We start from the raw sequence: 19,026 nt of genomic DNA, 5'->3' as shown, positions 1-19,026 counted from the left end.
GTTCTACGTTCGCTCCCATGAGCGAAGCGTCCGACCTTCCGATTTCTCCTGTCCGCGGGCTGCCGGCCATCTCGGTACCGCTGACCGCGACCTGGCAGTCGCCGGCCCCGCCGCGATTGCGGCTGCTGCTGGGGGCGGTTGGTTCGGCGTTGCTGGCGGCTGTGGTCCTGCCGGACGCCCGGTTCGGGATCAACGTCTTCGTGGTGGCGCTGGCGGTGACCGCGAGTGTGCTGTTCGCGGCCCGGACCCGGCCTTTTACTGCTTCTTCGGCCGTGCTCGTCACCGTTGCGGTTCTGCTGAGCGGTGTTTCGGTGGTGCGGGCGAGCGAGTGGCTGGCGTTCGGCTGTCTGCTGGCGGCCGGGATGCTCGGGGCGATGGCCGCGGTGGGTGGACGTCGTTGGAAGGCCGTGCTGGCTACCGGCATCTTGTTCACGGAGGCCGGTTTTCGCTCGGTCGGCTGGGCCGGCCGGACCGTTCGGCGGCATCGACCTCGCCGGCTTCCGGTCCAGGCCCCGGAATCTGCGCTGATCGGGCTCACGGTCGGGGTGGTCTGCACGGTCGTCATCGGAGGTTTGCTGGCCAGTGCCGACGAGAAGTTCGCGGGGGTGCTCTCCAGTGTCGGTGGCTGGTTCGTCCTCGAGGGCCCGATCCGGACGGACGTTGTGGTTGCCCGGGTGATGACTTTCGGCTTTGTGCTTTTCATAGTTCTGGGGCTAAGTTTTGCTGCGTCGGCGCGGTTGTCCGAAGGCACGCCGGTAGCCCGGCCGGCCCACCCGGCCGAGTGGATGACGCCGCTGGTTCTGGTGGCCTTGACCATCGGCGCCTTCCTGGCGGTGGATGCCGCTCAGCTGTTCGGCGCGGCCGAAGCCGGATCGAACCATTCCGACCGGGCCCGCGAAGGTTTCGGCCAGCTGATCGTGGTCACCGTGCTGGTCCTGCTGCTGATCGGCTGGGCCGGCCGGGCTGCCGGCGGGCAGCACCGGCACTTCCTCGGTGGCGCGGCCGGAACCTTGCTGGCGCTGACGTTGCTCCTCGGATTCTCTGCGTTGCGACGGGTTTGGCTGTACCAGGCGGAGGCCGGCTGGACGGTCGCCCGGCTCAACGCCATCGCCTTCGAGCTGTGGGTGGGAGTGCTCCTGATCGCCGTGGGCGTGGCCTGGCTGCTGCGCCGGACGGATCTCTTGCCCCGCCTGGCCGCCGGATCGGCGGGCGTGGGGCTGCTGGCGATCGCGCTGGCCGGGCCGGACGCGGTGGTGGCCGCCGCCAATGTGGAGCGCTACGAGCAGACCGGCAAGATCGACGTCGAGTACCTGTCCCTGCTCTCCGACGACGCGGTACCGGCCCTGATGAAACTGCCCGAGCCGGTGCGCTCCGAGCTGGCGCTGTCACCTTCCCCGGAGAACCCTTGGTACGCCTGGAACCTGGCGAAGTGGCGGGCCGCTCGGGCTTCCTCCTGACCGCTCAGGGTTGTTCTTGGTAGTCGGCGAGCGCGGCCGCGGTCAGGCTGTTGGCGATGTGCTCGGCCATCAGTCTTTCCGCGGCTTCGGCCTCGCCCTGGACGACCAGCTCGACCAGCCGCTGATGCTCCTCGAAGTCCTGCAGTCGAGGCTCTCCCCCGGGCGGCAGGGCCAGGCCCACCCGGCGATACCGGTCCGACCGGTCCCACAGATCGTTCAGCATCTTCGTCATCACCGGGTTGTGCGAGGCGGTGTACAGAGCCTCGTGCAGCTCACGGTGCACCACCAGGGCCGGCTCCCCCTGCTCACGCGTCACCGGCAGCAGCTTCTCCAGTGCCGCGTTCATCCGCTCGATGTCGCCCTCGGTGCGACGCTGCGCAGCCAGGGCCAGCGCCGCTGGCTCCAGCGCCAGGCGGGCCTCGAACAACTGACGGGCCTCGGCCTCGTCCATCTGCGCGACCTTGGCGTTGCGATGGTTGTCCAGCAGCACCAGGCCCTCACCGCTCAGCCTGCGAACGGCCTCACGCAACGGGGTGATGCTCATCCCCATCGAGGCCGCCAGCTCGTACTGGTCGAGCTTGGAGCCCGCCCCCAGCCGCCCGCTCAGGATCTGTTCACGGATCTGGGCATACGCCACGTCCGCCTTGCTGGAGAACGTGAACGTGGCCATGCCCCCAGCATCCCACTTCTTATAAGAACCGATTGCCAAGCTGCGCCCAGCTCGCCTACCGTGACCGTCGTGCCCAATCTTATAAGAAACAAGATGCGAGAAGACCATCGGCCAGCCGGTGCTCACACAGCCCAGGAGAGCCGTCGCTGGGAAGGAGTCAGCGCATGAGGATCGTGTCCGCGCACGAGGGCGTCATCCCGATCAGTTCGCCGATGAGCAACGCCTTCATCGACTTCTCCACGATGGACTGCTCGGTCCTGGCCCTGGTCAGCGACGTCATCGTGGAAGGCCGGCCGCTGGTCGGCTACGGCTTCAACTCCAACGGCCGGTACTCGGCCGGGGAGATCCTGCGCCGGCGCATCCTGCCGCGCCTGCTCGATGCCCCGCCCGAGAGCCTGCTCGACGCCAACCACATGCTCTCGCCCGGCAAGGCGTGGGACGTGATGATGCGGAACGAGAAGCCCGGGGGCCACGGCGAGCGCTCGGTAGCGGTCGGTGTGGTCGACATGGCGCTGCACGACCTGGCCGCCAAGATCGCGGGAGTGCCGCTGTACCGCTGGATCTCCGATCACTACGGCGACGGTTCCCCCGAGGACTCGGTGTTTGTATACGCCGCCGGGGGTTACTACGCGCCCGGCAAGACCTTGCAGCAGTTGCAGGACGAGATGAAGGCCTTCCTCGACGCAGGCTACGAGGTGGTCAAGATGAAGATCGGTGGGGCGTCGCCGGCCGAGGACCTGCGCCGGATCGAGGCCGTGATCGAGGTGCTGGACGGTGACGGCTCACGTCTGGCCGTGGACGTGAACGGCCGGTTCGATCTGCCCACCGCTCTGGAGTACGGCCGGGCCCTCGACCCGTACAACCTGTTCTGGTACGAAGAGGTGGGCGACCCGCTGGATTACGGCCTGAACGCCACGCTGGCCGAGCACTACCGCAATCCCATCGCCACCGGCGAGAACCTGTTCTCGCTGCCGGACGCCCGCAACCTGATCCGGTACGGCGGCCTGCGCCCCGACCGCGACTACCTCCAGTTCGACCCGGCGCTGAGCTACGGCCTGGTCGAGTACTGCCGGATCCAGGACATGCTCAAGCAGCACGGCTGGTCCTCCCGCCGCTGCATCCCCCACGGCGGGCACCAGTTCTCGCTACACATCGCCGCCGCCCTCAAGCTCGGCGGCAACGAGTCCTACCCCGGCGAGTTCCAGCCCACCGGCGGCTTCGCCGATGACACCGTGGTGTCCGGAAGCCGGGTCAAGCTGAACGATCTCCCGGGCATCGGCTTCGAGGGCAAGGCCAACTTCTACCGAGTGCTGCGCGACCTGCACCGCTGATCAGTCCCAGGCCGTCAGCGTTCGCGGCTCACCCCCGGGCGCCCAACGGATCCTGGCCCGGAGGTTCGAGGGCCCGGCTGTCGTCGAGCCGGGCCACCGCCCGGTCCGGCAGCCAGATCACGAAGGTGCTGCCCACCCCGAGCTCACTGAACACCACCAGCCGGCCGCCGTGGCTCTCCACCACCTGGCGCGCGATCGACAGGCCCAGCCCGGTGCCCACGTGGCCGGTGCCGTTGGCGCCGCGCACGAAGCGGTCGAACACGCGTTCCTGCTCGGATTCGGGGATGCCTGGGCCTTCGTCGCGGACGGCGATCCAGGCCCAGCCGCCCTGGCTTCCGGCGGCGGTGGTGACGACCGAGCCGCCGGGGGCGTGACGGATGGCGTTGGAGAGCAGATTGCCCACGGCGCGGTTGAGCATGCCGGGTTCCCCGTAGGCGGTGGGGCCGGGGACGAGGCGCTCGCGCAGTACCAACGAACGTTCGGTGGCCAGGACGCGATGTTCGTCGACGGCGTCGGCGGCTACGGCGGCCAGGTCGACGTCTACGTCTTCGAAGGCGCCAGAGCGGCGGCGGGCGGTGGCCAGGAGGTCTTCGAGCAGACGGGCCATGCGGTCGGTGGCGCGGGTGACCACGGTGGTGGCCTCCTGGCGCTGCTCGGGGGTAGAGCTCTCATCGGCCAGGACGGCTTCGACGTTGGCGCGGATGACAGCGACCGGGTTGCGCAACTCGTGCGAGACGTCCTCGACGAAATCCCGCTCCGCCCGGAAGGCCGCGTCCAGACGTCCCAGCATGGCGTCGATGGTGTCGGCCAGCTCGCGCAGCTCGTCGTGCGGCCCCTGAGCACCGATCCGCCGGGTCAGGTCGGTGGCGCCGATCTCCCGGGTGGTGGCCGTGATCCGCCCCACCGGACGCAGCATCCGGCCCGCCACGAACCAGCCGATCACCAGGCTGAGCAGGAACATCACGGCGAGCGCGAGCAGCGAGAAGGCGCGCAGCCGTTCCAGGGTGTTGTAGTTCACCGCACGCTGCACGCTGGCCAGGTCGGCGGCCTGGAAGCGGGCGCCGGGCTTGGGGTGGAACTCTCCGTCGGCGCTCTTCCAGTACTTCTGCACGGTGACCGGGTCCAGCGGCTCGGCCTCGATCTGGGAGGACAGCACCAGGTAGACGGCCAGCAGGATGAGGCCGGTGGCGGCGACCAGCAGGGCCGAGGTGAGCAGGGTCAGGCGGGCGCGGACGGTGCGGGCCCAGGCCGGGATCCTCATGACTCGCTCATGATTCACGCAGCCGGTAGCCGCGGCCCACAACCGTCTCCAGCAGCTGGGTCTCGCCTTCGCCGGAGAGCTTGCGGCGCAGCGTGCCGACGGTGACCCGGACGGTCTGGGTGAACGGGTCGGCGTTCTCGTCCCAGACGTGTTCCAGCAGCTCCTCGGCCGGGACCAGGTGCCCGGGCTTGCTCATCAGGTAGCGCAGGAGGGCGAATTCCTTGCGGGTGAGCGAGAGTTCGCGCCCGGCCCGGTGGACCAGCTGGCGGGCGGTGTCCAGGGTGACGTCGGCCACCTCGATCACCGAGCTGGAGGCGGCCCGGACCTCGCGGCGCAGGATGGCCCGCAGCCGGGCGCTGAGCTCGGCCAGGGCGAAGGGCTTGACCAGGTAGTCGTCGGCGCCCGCGTCCAGGCCGCGGACCCGGTCGGGCAGGCGGCTGCGGGCGGTGAGCATCAGGATCCGCATGTCCGGGCCGGAGACGGATTCGGCGCGGCCGGCCCGGATCTCGTCGGCCAGGGTGAAACCGTCGCCGTCGGGCAGGTTGATGTCGAGCAGCAGCACGTCGTAGGCCCAGACCGAGAGCTTCTCGCGAGCCTGGGCGCACGAGCCGGCCAGGTCGACGGCGTAGCCCTCGCGTTCCAGGCCGATCCGCAGAGCCCCGGCCAGGCCGGCCTCGTCCTCCACGATCAGCAGTCTCACCTGGCCAATCTAACTTTCGCGCAAGCCGGGCCGCGACCTCGCTTTCGGTCCGCTTTCGTCGCGGCTTACCGGGGTTTTCGCCCCGGCTTGATGGGGTGCAGTCACCGGGTCGCCCGGGCCGCTGTCCAGGCCCGATCCGGTGCCACCCGGGCCGTCCCTCCGCGGAGCCGCATCCGCGGCCCGGGTGGTCCGGGCAGTTCCCGACAACCGATGGAGATGCTTGTGCTGCAGCTCAGGACCCGAAGGATCGTGCTGGTCACGGCCGTCACCGCGGCGCTCACCGCCGGGGGTGCCGGGCTGGCCTTCGCCTACCCCGACGGCTCGCCGGCGCCGGTCGAGAGCGGCTACATGGTGATCGAGGAGCCGAACCCGGCAACGGACGCGGTGGCCGAGTGCCCGGAGAAGGGCGCCGGTCAGGCGGTCCTCACTACCGGTAAGGCCCAGCTGTGAGCCTCTCCCAGCCCGGCCCGCTGCTCGAGCAGGCCCTGTTCGAGGTGAAGAAGGTGGTGGTCGGGCAGGACCGGATGGTCGAGCGGATGGCCGTGGGGCTGCTGGCCCGGGGGCACGTGCTGCTCGAGGGGGTGCCCGGGGTGGCCAAGACCCTCGCCGTGCGCACCCTGGCGCAGGTGGTCGGCGGCACGTTCCACCGGCTGCAGTTCACCCCGGACCTGATGCCCGGCGACATCGTCGGCACCCGGGTCTGGCGGCCCTCGACCGAGACCTTCGACACCGAGCTCGGCCCGGTGTTCGCCAACCTGGTGCTGGCCGACGAGATCAACCGGGCGCCCGCCAAGGTGCAGTCAGCGCTGCTCGAGGCGATGGCCGAACGCCAGGTCAGCATCGGCGGGGTGACGTACCCGCTGCCATCGCCGTTCCTGGTGCTGGCCACCCAGAACCCGATCGAGACCGAGGGCGTGTACGAGTTGCCCGAGGCCCAGCGTGACCGGTTCCTGCTGAAGGTGGACGTGCCGCACCCCGACGAACTGGAGGAGCTGAACATCCTGCAGCGGATGAGTGTGCGCCCGCCGCAGGCCCGGGCGGTGCTGTCGCTGGAGCAGTTGCTGACCCTGCAGAGCGCCGCCGACGACGTGTTCGTGCACCACGCACTGGCCCAGTGGGCGGTGCGGCTGACCATGACCACGCGGCGCCCGGCCGAGTACGGCATGCCCGGCCTGCAGGGGGTGCTGGAGCACGGGGTGAGCCCACGCGGCACCCTCGGCCTGGTGGCCGCGGCCCGGGCGCTGGCCCTGCTGCGTGGTCGGGACTACGTGCTGCCCTCGGACATCGGTGATCTGGCTCAGGACGTGCTCGCCCACCGGCTGGTGCTGACCTTCGACGCGCTGGCCGACGGGGTGCTGCCCCGCGACGTGATCGCGCAGATCCTGGCCACTCAGCCGGTGCCGGAGGTAGCACCGCTGCAGCAGGAGGTGGCGTGAGCGCCTTCGGGGCGTTCCGGCGGCTGGACCTGACGGTGCAGCGCCGGATCGACTCGCCGCTGGCCGGGGAGCATCACGGCCTGCGGCTGGGGCCGGGCAGCGAGACCGAGGAGCTGACCCGCTACCAGCCCGGCGACGACATCCGGCGGATCGACTGGAACGCCACCGCACGCTCGGTCGAACCCCAGGTCTGGCGGACCCGCGCCGAGCACGCCCTGGACACCTGGCTGCTGCTGGACCGCACGGCGAGCATGTCGTTCGGCACCGCCCAGGCCGAGAAGTCAGAATTGGCAACGCAGCTGGCGGCCGCCGTGGGCCTGATCGCCGACCAGCCCGGCAACCGGATGGGAATCCTGGCCTTCTCGTCGCAGGGGCCGGTGTGGACCCGTCCGACCGCAGCCCGCGTGGCGGCCCGGCGGCTGATGCGCTCGATCACGCAGCCTGAGGCAACCGAGCGCCGGGGTGCGCCGCCGGCCCATCTGGGCGAGATGATCGATGCGCTCGGCCGGCGGGCGAACCGACCGGGCGTGTGCGTGGTGGTCAGTGACCTGCTCGCGCCGGACGGGCGTTTCAGCCGGCCCTTCGAATGGGAAAAGCCGCTGCGCCGTCTGGCTTCCCGGCACGAGGTGCTGATCCTGGAGGTGCTCGACCCGCGGGAACTGGAACTGCCCGACGTGGGGCACGTGGTGCTGCAGGATCCCGAAACCGGGCGACGCCGAGACGTCTTCACCGGCGATCGAGCCCTGCGGGAACGCTATGCCCAGGCTGCGGCCGCCCATCGCGCCGCCGTGGCCGACGCAGTGCGATACAGCGGGGCCGGGCACCTGCAACTGCGCACCGACCGGGACTGGCTGGCCGATCTGCTGCACGCCGTCCGGCACCGAAGGCTGAACCGGCGAAGGGTACGTCGATGACCTTCCTCTCTCCCTGGTTCCTGCTGCTCCTGATCCCGCTGGCCGGGCTGACGGTCGCGGCCGTGCTCCTGCGCCGCCGCCGCGACCGGTTCGCCGTCCGGTTCGCCTCGCTTCCCCTGCTGGACCAGGTGGTTCCGGAAAGGCCCGGCTGGCGCAGGCATCTCACCAGCGGCCTCGGTCTGCTGTCCTTGTCGTTTCTGGTGCTGGCCGCGGCCCGGCCCGAAGCCGACATCCGGGTGCCACGCGAGCAGGCCACCGTGATGATCGCCGTGGACCAGTCCATCTCGATGCGGGCCACTGACGTGGACCCGAGCCGGCTGGAGGCAGCAATTGCGGCCGGAAGTTCTTTCGTGGACGAGCTTCCGGAGGCATTTCGCGTGGGTCTGGTCGGTTTCGCCGGGGATGCGCAGGTGCTGGCCGCCCCGACGAACGACCGCCAGGCGGTGAAGGACGCCTTGTCGCGGCTGAGCCTCGAACCGATGACGGCGATCGGCGAGGGCGTGTTCACCTCGCTCGACCAGGTCCGGGCGACCGAGGAACTGCAGGTACCGGCCCGGATCGTGCTGCTCTCGGACGGCACGAACACCACCGGACGCTCGCCCGAGGAGGCCGCGTCGGCGGCAAGTGCCGCTGGGGTACCGGTTTCGACGATTGCGTACGGCACTCCAGACGGCGTGATCGAGAACGGTAACGGGCCGGGGATCCGCGTGCCGGTCGATGCCGCCGCGCTGGCCGCCCTGGCCGAAGCCACCGGGGGAACCGCCTACGAGGCCGAGAGCAGCGACGAGTTGCGCGAGGTGTACGAGGACATCGGTTCCTCGATCGGCTGGATCTCCGAACCCCGGGAGCTGGCCCCGTACTTCGCGGCGGCCGCCTTCCTCTGCACGTTGATCGCGGCCGCGCTCTCGCTGCGCTGGTTCGCCCGGCTCGTCTGAGCACATCCGATCCTCAGGAAAGGCGATCATGAATCAGCCCTGGGCAGGCCTTGGCACCCCGCGGGGACCGGACTTCGTGGCGGGCAGGTTCCGCGAACCGGTGGCCGCTGAGCCGGAACCGACCGAAAAGCCGACAGTTCCGGCGTCTGTCATTGAAAACCCTGCAACCCCCGCCCGGACCGCGAAGATGGCCCCGCTGCTCCTCGCCGCCGTTCTCGCCGGCGGCACCACCGGCGGCGTGATCGCCTGGGCCACCACCGAAACCACCGTCCCGACGATCATCCAGGAGGACGCGGAGCCGGCCCCGCTCGGAGGCCAGGCCGGCACCGAGACCGCGGCCGCCGAGATCATGCCCAGCGTGGTGCAGGTCCGGGCCGGCCGCGGCACCGGCTCGGGCTTCGTCCTGGACGACCGAGGTCACGTGATCACGAATCACCATGTGGTGGAACGTTCCTCGCGGGTGCGTCTGCAACTGGCCGACGGACGGCTGACCGGCGCCACGGTGGTGGGTGGGGATGCGGACGAGGACATCGCCGTGCTGCGGATCGACGGCTCGGGCCCGGAGGCGGCCCGGATCGGCAGCAGCAACTCGCTGCGGATCGGCCAGCAGGTGATCGCGGTGGGCTCGCCGCTGGGCCTGTCCGGCACGGTCACCTCCGGAATCGTCAGCGCGGTGGACCGGACCTCCCGGATCGGCGGGGCCTCGCGGCCGATGGTGCAGACCGACGCCTCGATCAATCCCGGCAATTCCGGCGGCCCGCTGGTCGATCTGGCCGGCCGGGTGGTCGGGGTGAACACCGCGATCGCCACCACCTCGGCCTCGGCCGGGAACATCGGTATCGGTTTCGCCGTGCCGATCGACCGGGCGCTGGAGGTGGCCCAGGAGATCATCGCCCGCAACTAAGATCCCTTTAGGATCACCGGCATGACAACACTTGCCATCGTCGGCGCCGGCCCGGGCGTCGGCGCCGCAGTCGCCCGCCGGTTCGGCGCCGAGGGCTTCGACGTGGCCCTGATCTCGCGCAACCAGGCCAAGCTCGACGCTCTGGCCGCCGAACTGGGCGAAGAGGGCGTCACCGCGCGCGGTTACGCCGCCGACGTGCTCGAGCCGGCCTCGCTGAACACCGCCCTGAACGCCGCCGCAGCCGAACTCGGCCCGATCGCGGTGCTGCAGTACAGCCCCAGCGTGGATCGCCGCTACCTGAAGCCGGTGCTGGAGACCACCGCCGAGGATCTGCACGCCGCCCTGAGCTTCTCGGTGCTCGGCGCCAGCACGGCCGTGCACGCGGTGCTCGGCGGCATGCGGGCCCTGGGCCGGGGCACGCTGATCTTCGTCAACGGCGGTACCGCGGTCCGGCCGCGTACCGATTTCGCCGGCACCTCAGTCGCTTTCGCAGCCGAGAGCGCCTACACCCAGACCCTGCACGAGGCCCTGGCCCGCGAGAGCATCTACGTGCGGCAGCTGATCGTGCCCGGCGGGATCTCGGTGGACGACCCGGTGACCAACCCCACCGCCATCGCCGAGCGGATCTGGGGCCTGCACGCCACCCGCGGGGAGTTCCGGGAGTTCCACACCCCGTTGTGAAGGGGCCACCTCACGTTGCGGGCTGATCAGCTTCCGATGAACTGGGCGTTACCGGAAAGACCGGGATGTTTCCGGCCGGAGACGCCCCGTCCATCTGTCGCTGAGGAGGCGTTCGCACGTGAGCACCGACAGCAACTGGGACCCGTGGAACTACCGCAACGGCACCGGCCTGGGCAGTGACGCCCCGGCCGAGGGCCGGCTCGATCTGACCGGCCTGAAGGTGCAGGCCACCGACGGGCACATCGGCAAGGTCGACCGGGCCACCTACGAGACCGCGAGCAGCTACTTCGTGGTGGACACCGGCCCGTGGATCTTCGGCAAGAAGGTCCTGCTGCCGGCCGCGGTGATCCGCTCGGCCGACGTCGAGGCCGGCGACGTGTTCGTCGACCTGACCAAGGAGCAGATCAAGAGCTCCCCCGAGTTCGACCGGGGCACGGCCGACTGGACCGACACGTCGCACCGCGACGAGATCGGCACCTACTACGGCCGGCACTACGGCGGCCTGTGACCGCGTGAACACGGCGGGCCCGGCGCATCGGCGCCGGGCCCGTCTGCCGTTTCCGCGCTCCAGGGCCCTGGCCAGCGGATTGGCGACCGGAGGGCTCCCTGCGCCAAAATTAATGCACGGATTGGTGTAACACTGCCCGGCGACGAGCCGTTGTTATCCGAGGTGCCTGCAGGGCGGCCGGCACCGCGCATCTGCTCATCCCGGTTTTCAGTCTTGAGGTCTGTGTGTTCGCCCCGCTCCGCCGGCATGTCCCGCTGGCGCTGGTTTTCCTTTGTGTCGGCCTGGCCAGTGCAATGGCCGTTCCCTTCCTTACTCTCTTCCTCACCGATGCGGTCCACGCGAGCCCGCTGCAGGTGACGATCTTCCTGATCGCCGCGCCGCTGTCGTCCGTCGTGGTCTCGATGACGATGGGCCAGTGGTCGGACCGGCTGCCCTCGCGGCGCGGCCTGATCATCGCCACTGCCGTGATCGGCGCCGTGGGCACCCTGCTCACCGCCTCGATCCGGGACTACTGGATCCTCCTGGCGCTGACCGTCACCGCGACGGCCGCCGCCAGTGCCCTGGTGCCGCAGGTCTTCGCGCACGCCCGGGTCAGCCTGCAGGGCTCGCCCAACGCGGTGATGACGATGACCACCCTGCGCACGATCCTGTCGCTGTCCTGGGTGGGCGGCCCGTTCCTGGCCACGGTGCTGCTCAGCCTCGGCGACTTCGTCGCGGTCTACGGCTTCGCCACCGCCATGTACGTGATCGCCGCCGTGGTGGCCTGGCGGATGATCCCCGCGCACACCCCGGCCGCGATCCAGCCCGATGCCGAACCCGGCGAAGCGGCGGTGCAGACCACCCCGGGCCAGGACGAGACGCGTCGGGTGGTGATCCTGACCATCGCCGCCTTCGTGCTGCTGCAGTGCACCGGGAACCTGTCGCTGCAGGCGCTGCCCCTGTTCCTGCGTGATGAGGTGCAAGGCGGCCTGGGTGACGCGGGCCTGATCCTAGGTCTGTGCGCCGCGCTGGAGATCCCGCTGATGCTGGGCTTCGGGATGCTCGCCGCCCGGTACCGGCTGCGCACCCTGATCCTGGCCGGGCCGCTGCTGAGCCTGATCTACGCGCTGGCGGTGGCGGGCGCGTCCGAGACCTGGCAGATCGCCGCGATGCAGCTGGTCAACGCCTCGGCCATCGCCCTGCTGCACGGCCTGGGGATCAGCTACGTGCAGGACATGGTGCCCACCCGCCCCGGGCACGCCTCCACCCTGTTCACCAGCGCCGGGCCGATCGGCGCGATGATGGCCGGGCCGATCATCGGCGCCGCCCAGACCTTCGGCTACCGCGAGACCTACCTGATCGGGGCCGCGCTCGCCGGGATCGCGTTCGTGCTGTTCCTGCTGGCCCGCCCGACCCTGACCGGGGCGCGGATCATCCGGACCACCACCACCGTCCCGGCCCGCCGGAACGTGCCGGAGACCGTGACCTCCTGAGCGGACGTGGGCCGGAGGGCAGCTGCCTTCCGGCCCACAGAAGCGTTTGGCGGCCACCGACTCTCAGCCTGTTATCACCGCCCCTCACGCAGCCGACGGTGGGCCGGGGCCGTCACTCATAGGAATAATCTCTACCATCCATGTCGAAGACAGCTACTTCACCCGCTTGCCGTACATTGTGCGGACGGGCCTGGCCGTGCCAGCCTGAGAAACGTTGACTCGTGGGGCTACTCGGCTCGTAGCAGCTCCGGCGGCGGATACCGCCGCGTAACGACGGAAGGGGCCATGGCGGATTTCGAAGCCGGGCGATACGTACTACCGGCACCTGAGCGCAAGCAGAACGTGGTCACCGCGGTCGGCATCCACGACCAGACCCAGCCGTTCACGGCGATCGGGCCGATCCCCCCACCCGAGCAGGCCCCGAACGTGGTCGTCGTGGTCCTGGACGACCTGGGCTTCGGCTCCTCCAGCGCCTTCGGCGGCCCGTGCCGCATGCCGACGGCCGAACGGCTGGCCGGAGGGGGTCTGCGGTACAACCGGTTTCACGTCAACGCGCTGTGCTCCCCCACCCGCCAGTCCCTGATGACCGGGCGCAACTGCCATTCGGTCGGGATGGGCGGCACCACCGAGATGGCCACCGCCGCCCCCGGCTACAGCGGCTTCCGCCCGGCCAGCGCCGCCACCCTGGCCCAGATCCTGCAGGGCAACGGCTACAGCACGGCCGCCTTCGGCAAGTGGCACCAGACCCCACCGCGCGAGATCAGCGCGGTTGGCCCGTTCGACCGCTGGCCCACCGGCGAGGGCTTCGACACCTTCTACGGTTTCATGGGCGCCGAGATGAACCACTGGTACCCGCAGCTGTACCGGGGCACCACGCCGTTCGAGCCCACCCGGCGCCCGGAGGACGGCTACCACCTGTCCGAGGACCTGGTCGATCAGAGCATCGACTGGATCCGCACCCAGCGTTCCCTGACCCCGAACCGTCCGTTCTTCACCTACCTCGCCATGGGTGCCTCGCACGCCCCGCTGCACGTGGCGCCCGAGTGGCAGGAGAAGTACAAAGGACGATTCGACGCCGGCTGGGACGCCGAGCGCGAGCGGATCCTGCAGCGGCAGAAGGAGCTGGGGGTGATCCCGCGCGACGCCGCCCTGGCCCCCTGGGCCGAGGGCCTGCCGCACTGGGACGAGCTGAGCGAGACCCAGCGCACCGTCTCGGCCCGGTTCATGGAGACCTTCGCCGGTTTCACCGAGCACGCCGACACCCAGGTCGGCCGGCTGGTCGAGGCCCTGAACGAGCTCGGCGAGCTGGACAACACCATCTTCGTCTACCTGCTCGGCGACAACGGCGCCTCCGGTGAGGGCGGGATCGACGGCACGCTGAACGAGCACCGCCTGGGCCACGGCATCGCCGACGACCCGGAGCAGATCATCACCGAGCTGGACCAGCTCGGCACCGCGGACAGCTACGCCATCGGCCCGGCCGGCTGGGCGGTGGCGCTGAACACCCCCTACCAGTGGACGAAGCAGGTCGCCTCGCACTTCGGCGGCACCCGCGACGGCCTGATCATCCACTGGCCGGGCGGGATCACCGGCGGCGGTGGCGTGCGCCCGCAGTTCCACCACGTCATCGATGTGCTGCCGACGATCCTCGACTGCGTCGGGGTGCCGGCGCCCTCCTTGGTCAACGGGGTGCAGCAGCAGCCGATCGAGGGCACCTCGATGCGCTACAGCTTCGCCGACCAGGAGGCCCCGGACCGGCGCACCACCCAGTACTTCGAGATGTGCGGCAACCGCGGCATCTATCACGAGGGCTGGATGGCGGTCACCCGGCACGGCATTCCCTGGCAGATGATCCCGGATCCGGACCGCCGGTTCGAGAACGACGTCTGGGAGCTGTACGACCTGACCACCGACTGGACCCAGTCCAACGACCTGGCTGCCGAGCACCCGGCGAAACTGCGCAGGCTGCAGGACCTCTTCCTGGTCGAGGCGGCCAAGCACCAGGTGTTCCCGCTGGACGACCGGGTCACCGAACGCGAGAACCCCACGGTGGCAGGCCGGATCGACCTGCTGGCCGGGCGGCGTTCGATCACCTACCACGGTGGGATGCGGCGGCTGACCGAGGAGACCACACCGAACGTGAAGAACCGCTCGCACTCGATCACCGCCGACATCGAGGTGGTGGAGGGCGCCAACGGCGTGATCATCGCTCAGGGTGGCGCTTTCGGTGGGTGGAGCCTGTACCTGATCGACGGCCGGCCGACCTACCACTACAACTACTTCGGCCTGCAGCGCTACCAGGTCCGTACCGAGAACCCGCTGCCGACCGGGCGTCACGAGATCCGGATGAACTTCGTCTACGACGGGATCGGGGCCGGGCTGGGCGGTGCGGTGGAGGTCACGGTGAACGGAGCGGTGGACGGCAAGGGCCGGATCGAGGCGACGATCCCGTACTACTTCTCCTTCGACGAAACCCTGAACATCGGAGTGGATCTGGGGACGCCGGTCAGCACCGAGTACGCCCGGCTGGACAATGCGCTGGTCGGGTTGGTGCACTCGGTCCGGATCGACCTGGGCGAGGACCAGAGCGGGCAGGACGGCGACGGCGGTAAGTACCAGCGGGTGATGAGCGCCCAGTAGACCTATTCGTCCGGTGCGAAGATCGGGTCCAGGAGCGAAGAGCCCCAATGGTAGACGCGGTTGGGCCCTTGGATGAAGGGTTGCACCGAGTCCCGGGTCAGGGTGCGTACAGCGGTGCCGTCGTCCAGCCCGGTGCTGCTGCACCCGCCGTAGCTCAGGACGATGGTGCCCGCCGCGGCGGCGTCGACCTGAAGGATCAACTGGGCCACGTCGTCGGACTCGTCCTCGACCGGGACGCACAAGGCCGCGGGGTTGAACGGGCCCCCGCCGACGGGCGCGGAGGCGATCGCTGCGATCGCCTCCGTGGCCTGCTCGGGGTTCAGGCGTAGCGAGCCGACGAGTTCGGCGTCGACGTAGCTGCAGGCTGAAATACCCTTGATATCGGTGTATTCGGTGACTTCCGGACCGCTCGGGCCCCACTTCGGATGACCGGCATAGGGTGGTACCGCGGCGCAGCCGTTGTGGTCGATCTCGGCGAGGCGGACGGTGCTGATGATCTGGGCGCGCAGCTCGGCCGGCGCCTGAACCACGATCGAGACCGTACCGGCCTGCACGACGGCACGGTCGCTGCCGCCGTGACCGTCGCTGATCACGTTCGTCTCGTTCGGGGTCTGTACCAGGTCCAGCGCAGAGTCCGGGGGCAGGCCGAACCAGACGAACTGGCCTCCGGTGCTCACCTTTTGGCCCGGTTCAACTGCGTCTTCGGCACCGGAGCAGGCTATTTCACGAACCGGGCCCGGGCGTCCGACAAACGGCTTCTCATCGTCCGCGCGCTGGCACCACGGACGTCCGACGATGCCGTAGTCCCAGTCCTGCGGAACGGCGATCTGGACATCCTGGTAGGACTCCCAGCGCCAGCCTTCCGGCGGTGGGTCGCCATGGACGACCGTGGTCGCGTCTGGGGTTCGTACGTCCGCCGCTTCTACATCTGCTGTTTGACCTGCCGCGGGCTCGCTGCTGCAGGCGGCCAGCGACAGTACTATCACCGCGAGCCGCGCGGAGGTCATTCTTCTGGTCGTGGTCATGCCGCTGGGACGCACCTGACAGCGGTTCGGCTCCCTCTACCCGGCAGAATCACCGGTTCAGGGCTGGTGGATCCGGGCCAGGCGCGCGCCACCGGTCCAGGCGCTGATCCGGTTCGGCCCAGTCACGAACGGCCGCACCGCCGGGCGGGTGAGCTGCCGCACCGCGGTGCCGTCGTCCAGGCCGCGGTGCAGGCAACCGTCCCAGCGCAGGCCGATCGTGCCCTGCTTGTCCGCTTCGACCAGCAGCACGATCTGATCCATCGCCACCAGGTCCTCGGGCTGCATGCAGTTCGCGGCCGGGGTCTTCGGTCCACCGCCCTTGGGCGCCTCAGCGATCGCCTTGATCGCCCGGGCTGCCTTCTTGCCCTTCACCTTGATCGACGAACCCAGCTGCGCACCCCCGTACCGGCAGGCCGAAACCGACTTCACCTTGCCCAGTTCCGTCACCGCTGGCCCGCTCGGGCGCCAGTCCGGGTCACCGGCGAAGGGGGCCTCGATCGGGCAGCCGTTCTGGTCGTTCTCGGTCAGGCGCACGGTGTCCAGGATCTGCTCGCGCAACGCTTGCGGTGCCTGGATCGCGACCCGCTCCCCCGCCATCTCGAAGGTGATCCGGTCGCCGGTGGTGACCCAGGACGTCAGTTGCTCCTGCTCTGAAGCACTGGTCCGGTTGCGGTCCGACACCCCGAACCAGACGAACTGCCCGCCCTTGCTGAGCGAGAAGTCCTCGGCCTGTCCCTCCGTCCCTCCGGTGCCGGAGCACCCGACCATGGTCAGTGCGCCGGGACGTCCGACGAACGGCTTTTCCTTCTTGGAACGGGTGCACCACTGCCGTTCGGTGGTGCCGTAACCCCACTCACCCGGCACTGCCAGCTGCACGCGTCCGTACGTTTCCCAGCGCCAGTCGTCCGGCACTTCCTGGGTCGCTCCGCGCACCGGGGAAGCCGTCGCCTCGGGCTCGGCCGGAGCCGGCGCCGTTGTGCCGCATCCGGCCAGCGCCAAAACGACGCAGGAGGCCGCGAAAAGCGCGATTCTCACACCGGCTCCATCTGCTCCGAGGACATCAACGGCCACTATGGCGCCCCGCGGCGGCAAAAGGCTCACGGCGCACCGAAACGTGCCCCAGGAGCATGGTGACAATCGGATCTCACCGCGTACCGACGTCCATCATTCAGGCGTGCCGGGCGCAGATACCTCCGCCCGGGGGCCGAGAATTGCCCCCATGATCAGCACTGTCCTCGCTCTGCTCAGCGTGATACTCGCAGTGCACGCTGCCTGGGTACTGGTGCGCAATCCCAAGGACTGGCCGATCCTCCGCCGTAACGCCTACGCCGGTTGCGTCCTGGTCGCGGCCACCGGGGCAACGCTCTGGACCTGGGGGTGGGAGAGCAGCATCGAGTCCATCACCGGCACCCTCGGCGTGATCCTCACCGTGCTCGGCTGCCTGGGCGCCAGTTTCATCAGCCGGCGAAAATCCGAAGACTCCGAGGACCTCGACGACCTCGACGACTGAGCACTTGCGCTGGAGTGCACTCCAGTTTCTAACGTCGTGGCCATGACGACCGGCTACGCAGTTCTCTCCCCTGGCGGCAAGCTTGAGCCCTGGACGTTCGAGCGCCGCGACCTCCGCCCCGACGACGTACGTGTCCGCATCACTTTCTGCGGGGTCTGCCACAGCGACCTGGACGCGATCGCCCACGCCACGGACGTCCCTCTGGTTCCTGGGCACGAATTCGTCGGCGAGGTGATCGCCGTCGGCTCCACGGTGACGTCCTTCCGGCCCGGAGATCCGGTTGCGGTGGGCAACATCGTCGACTCGTGCGGTAAATGCCCGGCCTGCCTGGATGAAGAAGAGACGTACTGCCTGGAGTTTCCCACCTTGACCTACGGCGGCGTGGACCGGCAGGACGGGACCCCGCGTTACGGCGCCTACTCGCAGGAAATGGTGGTGCGAGACCGTTTTGTCTACCCGTTGCCTGAAGGTCTGGACCCCGCTGGGGTAGCTCCCCTGATGTGCGCTGGTATCACCGTGTGGCAGCCCCTCAGCCGGCTCGGGGTTACGTCGGGCACCCGTGTCGGCGTCGTGGGGCTGGGCGGTCTGGGGCATCTGGCCGTGAAGTTCGCCAAGGCCCTGGGCGCTTACGTCGCGGTGTTCACCACCTCGGCGTCGAAGCGGGCTGATGCTCTGGCCCTGGGCGCCGACGAGGTGGTGCTGTCCACCTCCGCGGAGGAGATGGCTGCCCATGCGCACGCTTTCGACGTGATCATCGACAGCGCTTCCGCCCCGCACGACCTCACTCCCTACGTGCTCACCCTCGACTTCGACGGCACGCTGTGCATGCTCGGCATCCCGCCCACGTACGAGGTGGACTCGATGGCCTTGCTGCGGGGCCGGCGCCGGATCACTGCTTCGGGCTCGGGCGGTGTACGGGACACCCGCGAAATGCTCGCCTTCGCTGCCCAGCACGGCATCACCGCGGACGTGGAGGTGGTGCCGGCCGAGCAGGTGCAGGATGCGCTGGACCGGCTGGCCCGCAACGACGTGCGCTGGAGGTTCGTGCTCGACCTGCGCTGACCTGCGTATTTGCGGGCGGGCGCCTATCGTGGCCCGGTGAGCACAGACACCACCGGCATCGGCATCCGCGAGGTCTCGGAGAGCACCGGCATCAGTATCGACGCGCTGCGCTGGTACGAGAAGGAAGGCCTGATCCCCGACGTGGAGCGGGGTCCGGACGGCCGACGCCGCTACCAGCCCCGGATTGTGCGCTGGGTGCGGACCGTCCAGGCCCTGCGCCGCACCGGTATGCCGGTGGCCGAGGTGCGTGAGTTCGTGCACGCCGGGCCGGAGATCGCCGACGGCAGCGACCGCCGGATCGTGCTGCTGGAACGCCAGGCCGCGGCCATCGACGCCCAGCTGGCCCAGTTGCAGCAGGACCGGGCGGTGATCGCGGCCAAACTGGAGAGCTACCGCCTGATCATCGAGGCCGGCCTGGACTGCGAGGACCCGGCCTCGGACCAGCTGGCCGACGAGGTGTTCACCCGGCACTTCCCGGCTATCGCCGTGCAGCCGCCCGTGGTGCCGTAAGCCGCGGTTC

Annotated in this window: 19 protein-coding genes; 14 read left to right on the top strand and 5 right to left on the bottom strand. The window is 69.6% G+C overall.

The features are described from left to right. Positions 1 to 17 precede the first annotated feature (17 nt). Positions 18 to 1,457 (top strand): DUF4153 domain-containing protein, encoded by a 1,440-nt coding sequence (locus LR394_RS34450; RefSeq protein WP_231448834.1) that lies wholly within the window; start codon positions 18 to 20, stop codon positions 1,455 to 1,457. Positions 1,458 to 1,461: 4 nt separating this feature from the next. Here LR394_RS34450 and LR394_RS34445 read toward each other — a convergent pair whose 3' ends face one another. Next, the gene (locus tag LR394_RS34445; RefSeq protein WP_231448833.1) at positions 1,462 to 2,127 is read right to left on the bottom strand and encodes a GntR family transcriptional regulator; all 666 of its coding nucleotides are present in this window, start codon (positions 2,125 to 2,127) and stop codon (positions 1,462 to 1,464) included. Positions 2,128 to 2,291: 164 nt separating this feature from the next. Here LR394_RS34445 and LR394_RS34440 point away from each other — a divergent pair, with 164 nt between their 5' ends. Next, a complete protein-coding gene (locus LR394_RS34440; protein ID WP_231448832.1) occupies positions 2,292 to 3,458 on the top strand; it encodes an enolase C-terminal domain-like protein in 1,167 nt (388 codons plus the stop codon). Between the two features lie 28 nt (positions 3,459 to 3,486). Here the strand turns inward: LR394_RS34440 and LR394_RS34435 are convergent, their stop codons facing one another. Both LR394_RS34435 and LR394_RS34430 read right to left on the bottom strand, forming a co-directional pair. Further along, positions 3,487 to 4,719 carry a sensor histidine kinase gene (locus LR394_RS34435; protein WP_231448830.1) on the bottom strand — a complete coding sequence of 411 codons (1,233 nt, stop codon included), beginning with the start codon at positions 4,717 to 4,719 and terminating at the stop codon, positions 3,487 to 3,489. Positions 4,720 to 4,726: 7 nt separating this feature from the next. Then, a complete protein-coding gene (locus LR394_RS34430) occupies positions 4,727 to 5,419 on the bottom strand; it encodes a response regulator transcription factor (RefSeq protein WP_231448829.1) in 693 nt (230 codons plus the stop codon). Positions 5,420 to 5,641: 222 nt separating this feature from the next. On the opposite strand from LR394_RS34430, the gene LR394_RS34425 reads away from it, so the two are divergent. From LR394_RS34425 to LR394_RS34385, 9 genes are all read left to right on the top strand, one after another. Further along, positions 5,642 to 5,869: a hypothetical protein gene (locus LR394_RS34425; RefSeq protein ID WP_231448827.1), complete on the top strand. Its 228-nt coding sequence runs from the start codon at positions 5,642 to 5,644 to the stop codon at positions 5,867 to 5,869. Then, positions 5,866 to 6,855 (top strand): AAA family ATPase, encoded by a 990-nt coding sequence (locus tag LR394_RS34420; protein ID WP_231448825.1) that lies wholly within the window; start codon positions 5,866 to 5,868, stop codon positions 6,853 to 6,855. Before LR394_RS34425 ends, LR394_RS34420 begins: the two co-directional genes overlap by 4 nt. Then, the gene (locus LR394_RS34415) at positions 6,852 to 7,769 is read left to right on the top strand and encodes a DUF58 domain-containing protein (protein ID WP_231448823.1); all 918 of its coding nucleotides are present in this window, start codon (positions 6,852 to 6,854) and stop codon (positions 7,767 to 7,769) included. The genes LR394_RS34420 and LR394_RS34415 overlap by 4 nt, the downstream gene beginning before the upstream one ends. Further along, positions 7,766 to 8,704, top strand: coding sequence for a VWA domain-containing protein (locus tag LR394_RS34410; protein WP_231448822.1), 939 nt, complete (start codon positions 7,766 to 7,768; stop codon positions 8,702 to 8,704). Before LR394_RS34415 ends, LR394_RS34410 begins: the two co-directional genes overlap by 4 nt. A 187-nt stretch (positions 8,705 to 8,891) precedes the next feature. Continuing rightward, entirely contained in the window at positions 8,892 to 9,608 is a 717-nt protein-coding gene (locus LR394_RS34405; protein WP_231448820.1) for a S1C family serine protease, read from the top strand. 21 nt (positions 9,609 to 9,629) lie between these two features. Further along, positions 9,630 to 10,289 carry an SDR family NAD(P)-dependent oxidoreductase gene (locus LR394_RS34400; RefSeq protein ID WP_231448819.1) on the top strand — a complete coding sequence of 220 codons (660 nt, stop codon included), beginning with the start codon at positions 9,630 to 9,632 and terminating at the stop codon, positions 10,287 to 10,289. A 118-nt stretch (positions 10,290 to 10,407) separates the two neighbouring features. Continuing rightward, positions 10,408 to 10,797 (top strand): PRC-barrel domain-containing protein, encoded by a 390-nt coding sequence (locus LR394_RS34395; RefSeq protein WP_231448818.1) that lies wholly within the window; start codon positions 10,408 to 10,410, stop codon positions 10,795 to 10,797. Positions 10,798 to 11,021: 224 nt separating this feature from the next. Next, complete coding sequence (locus LR394_RS34390) at positions 11,022 to 12,269, top strand: sugar efflux transporter (protein ID WP_231448817.1); 1,248 nt, start codon at positions 11,022 to 11,024, stop codon at positions 12,267 to 12,269. Positions 12,270 to 12,554: 285 nt separating this feature from the next. Continuing rightward, entirely contained in the window at positions 12,555 to 14,909 is a 2,355-nt protein-coding gene (locus LR394_RS34385; protein WP_231448816.1) for an arylsulfatase, read from the top strand. 2 nt (positions 14,910 to 14,911) lie between these two features. Here LR394_RS34385 and LR394_RS34380 read toward each other — a convergent pair whose 3' ends face one another. Both LR394_RS34380 and LR394_RS34375 read right to left on the bottom strand, forming a co-directional pair. Further along, positions 14,912 to 15,934, bottom strand: coding sequence for a hypothetical protein (locus LR394_RS34380; RefSeq protein ID WP_231448815.1), 1,023 nt, complete (start codon positions 15,932 to 15,934; stop codon positions 14,912 to 14,914). A gap of 57 nt (positions 15,935 to 15,991) precedes the next feature. Then, the gene (locus LR394_RS34375) at positions 15,992 to 16,969 is read right to left on the bottom strand and encodes a hypothetical protein (RefSeq protein WP_231448814.1); all 978 of its coding nucleotides are present in this window, start codon (positions 16,967 to 16,969) and stop codon (positions 15,992 to 15,994) included. Between the two features lie 184 nt (positions 16,970 to 17,153). On the opposite strand from LR394_RS34375, the gene LR394_RS34370 reads away from it, so the two are divergent. Genes LR394_RS34370 through LR394_RS34360 form a run of 3 tightly spaced genes read left to right on the top strand, consistent with a single transcriptional unit; the run spans position 17,154 to position 19,016 of the window. Then, on the top strand, positions 17,154 to 17,444 hold the full coding sequence (locus LR394_RS34370; RefSeq protein ID WP_231448813.1) for a hypothetical protein: 291 nt from the start codon (positions 17,154 to 17,156) through the stop codon (positions 17,442 to 17,444). 36 nt (positions 17,445 to 17,480) lie between these two features. Next, positions 17,481 to 18,506, top strand: coding sequence for an NAD(P)-dependent alcohol dehydrogenase (locus tag LR394_RS34365; RefSeq protein WP_407937185.1), 1,026 nt, complete (start codon positions 17,481 to 17,483; stop codon positions 18,504 to 18,506). A gap of 36 nt (positions 18,507 to 18,542) precedes the next feature. Continuing rightward, positions 18,543 to 19,016, top strand: coding sequence for a MerR family transcriptional regulator (locus tag LR394_RS34360; protein ID WP_231448811.1), 474 nt, complete (start codon positions 18,543 to 18,545; stop codon positions 19,014 to 19,016). Positions 19,017 to 19,026: the final 10 nt, after the last annotated feature.

This window comes from Kineosporia babensis (genome assembly GCF_021129305.1).
GTDB lineage: Bacteria > Actinomycetota > Actinomycetes > Actinomycetales > Kineosporiaceae > Kineosporia > Kineosporia babensis.
Note: the sequence above shows the minus strand (reverse complement) of the source record. Positions and strands in the feature narration are given on the sequence as shown.